4 protein-coding genes are annotated in these 4,909 nt (G+C 69.7%); 2 read left to right on the top strand and 2 right to left on the bottom strand.

Translation table 11 applies throughout. The features are described 5' to 3' along the window. Together VN520_RS00395 and VN520_RS00400 are read right to left on the bottom strand one after the other, a co-directional pair. A partial coding sequence (locus VN520_RS00395; RefSeq protein ID WP_325744781.1) for an FAD-dependent oxidoreductase occupies positions 1–1,164 on the bottom strand: 1,164 nt, incomplete at its 3' end. 9 nt (positions 1,165–1,173) lie between these two features. Continuing rightward, positions 1,174–2,088, bottom strand: a complete 915-nt coding sequence (locus tag VN520_RS00400) for a diiron oxygenase (protein WP_325744782.1) — start codon at positions 2,086–2,088, stop codon at positions 1,174–1,176. A 462-nt stretch (positions 2,089–2,550) separates the two neighbouring features. Between VN520_RS00400 and VN520_RS00405 the strand changes: the two genes are divergently transcribed. Together VN520_RS00405 and VN520_RS00410 are read left to right on the top strand one after the other, a co-directional pair. Further along, positions 2,551–3,891 (top strand): extracellular solute-binding protein, encoded by a 1,341-nt coding sequence (locus VN520_RS00405; protein ID WP_325744783.1) that lies wholly within the window; start codon positions 2,551–2,553, stop codon positions 3,889–3,891. Next, positions 3,888–4,850, top strand: a complete 963-nt coding sequence (locus tag VN520_RS00410; RefSeq protein WP_325744784.1) for a sugar ABC transporter permease — start codon at positions 3,888–3,890, stop codon at positions 4,848–4,850. The genes VN520_RS00405 and VN520_RS00410 overlap by 4 nt, the downstream gene beginning before the upstream one ends. Positions 4,851–4,909: the final 59 nt, after the last annotated feature.

A 4,909-nucleotide genomic window follows, 5' to 3' on the forward strand; every position in this document is an offset into this window, starting at 1 on the left:
GGCGCCGGCGAGTGCCTCCACCGCCGTGGAGTGGAAGCGGAACACGATCCGCCGGCCGGACGACGGCGGGCGCGACCAGTCCACCACCTCGCGGGTGACGCCCCGCAGGAGCGCGGCCCGGCCGTCCGGGGCCGCGGCATCGATCGCGGCACCGGTGCGCGGGTCGTGATCGTCGACGACCAGCTCCACACCGTCCAGGTGCTTGAGCGCGAGCAGCTCGGACCTGGTGTACGCCGCGTCCTCGGGCCCCCGCCGCCCCAGCAGCACGACCTCGCGCACCGAGCCGGCCCGCAGGGCCTCCAGCGCGTGACCGGCGGTGTCGCCCGCGGCCAGCGCACCGGGGTCCGAGACCAGGATCCGCGCCGTGTCGAGGGCGACGTTCCCGTTGCCGACCACGACGACCCGCTCCGCGGACACGTCCACGGCGTCCGGGGCGACCTCGGGGTGCGCGTTGTACCAGGAGACGAACGTCGTCGCGCAGATGCTGCCGGGCAGGTCCTCGCCCGGGATCCCGAGCCTGCGGCCGGCCGGCGCGCCGACGGCGTAGACCACCGCGTCGTGATGCGCGGCGAGCTCCTCCGCGGTGATGTCCCGGCCCACCTCCAGGCCGAGGTGCATGCGCACCCTCGGATGCGTGTGGAACCTGGCGAAGGTGTCACCGGCCTTCTTCGTCGACAGGTGGTCGGGCGCCACACCGTAGCGGATGAGCCCGCCCGCGACGGGCAGCCGGTCGATCAGCGTCACCTCGGCGCCCGTGTGCAGCAACAGGTCCTCGGCGGCGTACATCCCCGCAGGGCCGGTGCCCACGACCGCGACCCGGATCGGTGCGAAGTCCGACGGCAGGCTGCGCCTGAAGACCGGCTCCCCCCACACGTGGAAGTTCGGTCCATCGGGGACCTGTTCAGGCTCCCGGTCCGCGAAGTACGCGGCGTTGAGCGGGCCGTACTCCTGCTGTGCGGCCGGGAGGCTGTCCACCGGGAACACCGCGTCCACCGGGCAGGCGTCCGCGCAGGCACCGCAGTCGATGCAGGACTTCGGGTCGATGTACAGCATCTCCGTCCGGCCGAAGTCCGGTTCCTCCGGGGTCGGATGGATGCAGTTGACGGGGCACACCGAGACACAGGTGGCGTCGCTGCAGCACGTCTGGGTGATCGCGTAGGTCATGGTGTCCGCTCAGATCAGATGGGCGCGCTTGTAGAACATCAGGGCGGGCCTGGTGAGCAGGCGGGCCGAGGCCAGGAAGTCCATCAGGCCCGAACAGCTCGATCGCATCATCGACTTGTGGTGCTCGTTGGCCTTCGCCTCGCCGAGGGCACGCTTCCTGTCGAGTCCGGCGTTGGCGTAGACGTCCTTGTTCACCATGCTGGTGACGATGACGTACGACGCGATCGCGATGACGAGTGCATTGATCTGCCGGCGCACCGGGCCCGCTCCACCGAGGTGCTCGCGCGTCTTTGCGCGGGCGAACTTCATGTGCCGGGACTCCTCGACGACATGGATGTTGTTGATGGTGCGGACGAAGGGCACGACCCGCTCGTCCCGCATCCAGTCGCGCTGCATGACGTCGAGGACCTCCTCCGCCACGAGGATCGCCGCATAAGCGGCCTCGCCGAACGCGAGTGTCTTGAAGGCCCGCCCGAGCTCCACCGCGAGCCGGTGCGGCCGGTAGGGAGGGGCACCCAGCTTCTGCGCTCCCCGGGCGAACATGATCGAGTGCCGGCACTCCTCGGCTATCTCGGTCAGCGCCCACTGGACGTCCGTGCTCGTGGGGTCCTTCGCGTACACGTCACGCAGGACCATCTGCTGCAGGATCATCTCGAACCAGATACCGGTGCTGGCCACCGAAGCGGCTTCCTGGCGCGTCAGTTCCTTGCGCTGCTCCTCGGTCAGCTCACCCCAGTACGCGGTGCCGTACAGGGTGCTCCACTCCGGGCTGGCGCCGTGGAACTCCTTGTCCAGCGGTGTGTCCCAGTCGACCTCCGTGGCGGGGTCGTACGCCAGTGTGGCGGCCGATTCGAGCAGGCGACGGGTGAGGTGGTCCTCGGGAGGCCGGTCCTCGGCGTCCGGCCGAACGATGCTGCTTGCCATGGTGCGGCTCCTCGGTTCGTCAGTGATGTCCCTGGTGCTGTCACACGTGCGTTGTAGGTGATGGCCCGTCATGTTCCGTACTGCCGAGCGGAGATGACGGCAGCACCGGGCAGGGGCCGGCGCCGGGCACTGCCGGGCGGCCCTCCGTCCCGCTTGTTAGACGGAAGGTATAGCAAGGATGCCGGGCGAGCCTACCCCCCAGTAAGAAATGTGCGCTCATCCTCGCGATATCTCCTCGCGTATGCCCGCGCGCGGGCGTTCCTGTCATGGGGAAGGGGTGTGGTGAGGGGTTATCTGTTCGTCATCTCGAACATTGTTCGCAATTTCAGCGCGAGTCATTGACGCCATCACCTCCCGGGCCTACGGTCCCGTCCGAAGTGGCGGGCGCGCGTCGAAATACCGAACACGCTGCCTTCCCTTCACGCGTCCCCGCACCTCAGAGACGAGTCGAGACGAGCCGCCATGCAACCACCCCTCCTCAGCCGGCGCCGAGCCCTCGCGGGCGGAGCCGGCGCCCTGGCCGCCGCCGGAGCCCTGGGCTCCCTGTCCGGCTGCGCCGCGCCCGCGACCGCAGCCGACCCCGGACAGACCCTGCTGCGGTACTGGCATCTGTTCGGCGGTGGTGACGGCGTGAACATGCAGGGAATGCTGGACGACTTCAGGGCCGGTCACCCGGACATCGCCCTCGAAGCCTCGACCCTGCAATGGGGCGCCCCGTACTACACCAAGCTCGGCATGGCCGGTGCGGGCGGCCGGGCCCCCGAGCTCGCCGCCCTGCACCTCGCCAGGCTCGCGGGTTTCGCCCCCGGCAGGCTCCTCGACCCGTTCGACCTCGATCTGCTGGCCGGACACGGCGTGCGGGAGAAGGACTTCCCGCCGGACATCTGGCGCCGGGGCCAGGTGGGCGGCAAGCAGTACGCGGTCCCGCTCGACACCCACCCCTTCGTCCTCTACTACCAGACCGAGGTCTGCGAGAAGGCCGGACTCATGTCGGGCGGCCGGCTCAGGCCGATCAGCGGTGCGGACGATTTCGCCGAGGCGTTGCGCGCCGCGAAGAAGGCGACCGGGCAGCCGGGCCTGGTGACCGAGACACTCGGACCCGACTGCATCACCCCTTGGCGCCTCTTCTCCAGCTTCTACGCCCAGACCGGCGGCACGGTGCTCTCCGCGGACGGGAAGCGCCTGGCACTCGACGACGCCAAGGCGCTGCGCGTACTGGAATACCTGGCCCGGCTCGTCGAGGAAGGGCTGATGGTGCGCCGCGTCGACTACGCGGGGTCCGTCGGCGTCTTCAACGGGGGGAAGACGGCCTTCCACCTCAACGGCGAGTGGGAGATCAGCACCTTCAAGGCCACCGGGCTCCCGTTCTCCATGACCCGCATCCCCGCGCTCTTCGGCACCGCGGCCACACAGGCCGACTGCCACGCCTTCGTCCTGCCGCACCAGGAGGACCGCGGCGGCGCCCCGAACGAGGCGGCCCACACCCTCGTCGCCTGGATGCTCAAGAACTCCGTGGCCTGGGCCCAGGGCGGGCACGTGCCCGCCTATCTGCCGGTGCTGGACGATCCCGCCTACCTCGCCCTGAAGCCGCAGTCCGAATACCGCACCGTGATCGACGACGTGGCGCTGGACGAGCCCGCGTGGTTCGCCGGTTCCGCCTCCCGGCTGTGGATCGAGCTCGGCGCGGTGTTCTCCGGTGTCCTCACCGGCTCCCGGAGCCCGCGCAACGCCCTGACCGAGGCCAAGGCGCGGCTGTGGACGCTCCTGGACACCCGCAACCCCCTCCCGGGAGCCGCGTCATGACCTCCACCACCACCGAGGCGCCGGCACCCGTGGCGAAACCCGCCGGGAGCAAGGCCGACCGTCCGGCTCGCGGCGTGCGCAGGAAGTGGACCGAACACGGCCTGGTGTTCGTCGCGCCCTTCTTCCTCGTCTACGCCATGTTCCTGATCTGGCCTCTGATATCCGGCCTGGGCATGAGCTTCACCAGTGAGAACATCACCGGCACCGGAGGGGAGTTCGTCGGCCTCGACAACTACGCCGAGGCGGTGCGCGACCCCGAGGTGTGGTCGTCGCTGTGGAACACCGTCTGGTTCACGGTCCTGTCCACCGTCCCCCTCGTCGTCGTCGGTCTCGTGCTGGCGCTGCTCGCCCACCAGTTGCAGGTGGTCCAGTGGCTGTGGCGGCTCAGCTGGTTCGCGCCCTTCCTGCTGCCGTCCGGGGTCGTCTGCCTGCTGTTCCTGAACATGATCCTGCCGTCCGACTTCGGCCTCGCCGACCAGCTGCTCGCCGCCGTCGGGCTGACCCCGGAGATCGGCTGGCTGACCGACGAGCGGTACGCCATGCTCAGCATCGTGGCGACCACCGTCTGGTGGACCGTCGGCTTCAACTTCCTGCTGTACCTCGCCGCCCTCCAGGCCATCCCCGCGCATCTCTACGAGGCCGCCGAACTGGACGGGGCGGGCGCGTGGAACCGGCTCCGCCACATCACCCTGCCGATGCTGCGCCGCACCACCGGGCTGGTCGTGGTCCTCCAGGTACTGGCCTCACTGAAGATCTTCGACCAGGTCTACATCATGACCGGCGGCGGCCCCGACGAGTCCACCCGGCCGATCCTCCAGTACGTCTACCAGCAGGGTTTCACGGGCTACCGCATCGGCTACGCCTCGGCCGTCTCGTACATCTTCTTCGCCCTGATCCTGACCGTCTCCCTGGTGCAGCCGCTGCTGTCCCGGCGCCGAGCTGAGGAGGCCGCGAAGTGAGCGGTTCCGCCACCGTCACCACCCGCCCCGCCCCGCAGTCCGAGCGGTCCGCCGACGCC

Source organism: Streptomyces sp. (genome assembly GCF_035563135.1).
Taxonomy (GTDB): domain Bacteria; phylum Actinomycetota; class Actinomycetes; order Streptomycetales; family Streptomycetaceae; genus Streptomyces.

What these genes read in the sequence shown, in the direction of transcription:
- VN520_RS00400 (WP_325744782.1), bottom strand. Translation starts at nt 2,088, where the DNA reads ATGGCAAGCAGCATCGTTCGGCCGGACGCCGAGGACCGGCCTCCCGAG.
- VN520_RS00410 (WP_325744784.1), top strand. Translation starts at nt 3,888, where the DNA reads ATGACCTCCACCACCACCGAGGCGCCGGCACCCGTGGCGAAACCCGCC.
- VN520_RS00405 (WP_325744783.1), top strand. Translation starts at nt 2,551, where the DNA reads ATGCAACCACCCCTCCTCAGCCGGCGCCGAGCCCTCGCGGGCGGAGCC.